Annotated in this window: 1 protein-coding gene; it reads right to left on the reverse strand. The window is 47.9% G+C overall.

Translation table 11 applies throughout. The annotated features are described in order from the left end of the window. A partial coding sequence (locus tag ACFQEU_RS17180; protein ID WP_379784122.1) for a tryptophan halogenase family protein occupies nt 1-687 on the reverse strand: 687 nt, incomplete at both ends.

The raw sequence follows: 687 nt of genomic DNA on the forward strand, positions 1-687 counted from the left end.
TGGAGAATCAAAAAGTCCCGAATACGCTCCATCTCAAGCGAAAATAAGCGGTTAGCCTCATCGACCTCCTCGGGCACCACGCCATTTACAGGAAAAAATTGCAACAAACGACTTAAGCCAGTTTGAATTAACGCAATACTGGTACTCTCAAGTGGCTCCAGAAATCCAGATGCTAAACCTAGCGCCACACAATTTTTATGCCAAAACTTTCTGCGCTTACCTGTCGTAAATTTCAACGTTTTAGGTGTTGATACTGGCGCTGCGTCCAAATTTGATAGCAAATCTTCGCGCGCCTGATCATCGCTTAACCACTGACTGCAATACACATAACCATTGCCAACTCGGCGCTGCAAAGGTATTCGCCACTGCCAACCACCGGTTCGAGCCGTGGTTCGGGTGTAAGGTGTTGGCGAGGCACTAGGACTAGTCGCCACAGCAACAGCTGAGTCTACCGGCAGCCAATGGGACCAATCGTCGTAGCCAGTTTGTAATGCTTGTTCAATCAGCAGGCCGCGAAAACCGCTGCAGTCGATAAAAAAGTCGCCCGCAATTTGGAGACCGGTATCTAATGTGACGTGCTGAATAGATCCATCATCACTATGTAATCCAACGTCAACCACCTTGGCATCAATTGCTTGAACGCCCTGGGAAACAGCACGTTGTTTTAAAAAATTCGCATAGGCTATG

This window comes from Halorubrum tibetense, from assembly GCF_042661865.1.
Taxonomy (GTDB): domain Archaea; phylum Halobacteriota; class Halobacteria; order Halobacteriales; family Haloferacaceae; genus Halorubrum; species Halorubrum tibetense.